The 921-nt window shown below is 42.9% G+C and carries 2 protein-coding genes and 1 pseudogene; all 3 read left to right on the forward strand.

Annotation, left to right across the window (positions count from 1 at the left end; translation table 11 throughout):
• A pseudogene (locus R7Z77_RS24460) lies at positions 1 to 448 on the forward strand (methyl-accepting chemotaxis protein); the annotation flags it as partial.
• A 1-nt stretch (position 449) separates the two neighbouring features.
• Positions 450 to 764 carry a DUF2523 family protein gene (locus R7Z77_RS24465; protein ID WP_025509939.1) on the forward strand — a complete coding sequence of 105 codons (315 nt, stop codon included), beginning with the start codon at positions 450 to 452 and terminating at the stop codon, positions 762 to 764.
• Positions 761 to 921: zonular occludens toxin domain-containing protein (locus R7Z77_RS24470; RefSeq protein WP_318136942.1), on the forward strand; the 161-nt coding region annotated here is incomplete at its 3' end. The genes R7Z77_RS24465 and R7Z77_RS24470, both read left to right, overlap by 4 nt.

Genomic DNA, 921 nt, shown 5'->3' on the forward strand with positions numbered 1-921 from the left:
GAATACCAATGCGATTAATGGTGTTGGTGATGATGTTGAGAAAATTGCAGGTGCAATGGATGGCATCGCGGAGGATGTTGCTGGTATTTCAGACACGTTAGATGGCATTGCTAATACGGATACGTCTGGCGCTGGCATTGGTGGCACTTGTATTGAGACGGGTACGTGTACTGGTTTTTATGAATCTAAATATCCTGAGGGGTTAGGTGGCTTGGTTTCTGGTCAGCTCAATGATTTGAAAGTAAACACCATAGATAATTTTGTTAGCTCTTTCGGTAATTTGGACTTGTCCAATGCTCAACGTCCTTCGTTTGTTCTTCCGGTTCCGTTCTTCGGTGACTTCAGTTTCGAGGAGCATATTAGCTTTGATTGGGTTTTTGGTTTTGTTCGTTCGGTTCTCATCATGACGTCCATTTTTGCGGCGCGTCGAATCATTTTCGGAGGTTAATATGGACTGGTTAGTTGATTTGTTTAACAAGCTTTTGGTGTTTTTGTACCAGCTCTTGTTATCTCTTTTTGACATGCTCAAGGATTTGTTTTTTTGGATTGTTGAGCAAGTTATGGAAGCGGCTAATTCGCTGATTGCTGGCATTTTCGCTCTCTTTGCACCTGTTGATATGAGCCAGTATATGACTTCGATTCCTCCAACTGTCTCTTGGGTTTTTGCTGCGGTCGGTGTTCCTCAGTGTTTATCAATTATCCTTGCTGCAATCACTATTCGTTTGTTGCTTCAACTGATTCCGTTTACGAGGTTAGGCTCATGATTTACGCAATAGCAGGGAGACCAGGAGGCGGCAAAACTTATGAAGCTGTCGCATATCATATTATTCCGGCCATCAAGGACGGTCGAAAAGTCATTACCAACATCACGTTGAACATTGATTGGTTTGTAAAGATATTTGGTGAGCACGTTCGCGACCT

The sequence above is a fragment of the Vibrio sp. 1401 genome (assembly GCF_033340295.1).

Bases quoted from the DNA above. Each gene is read 5' to 3' on its own strand.
- R7Z77_RS24465 (WP_025509939.1), top strand. From the start codon at position 450: ATGGACTGGTTAGTTGATTTGTTTAACAAGCTTTTGGTGTTTTTGTAC.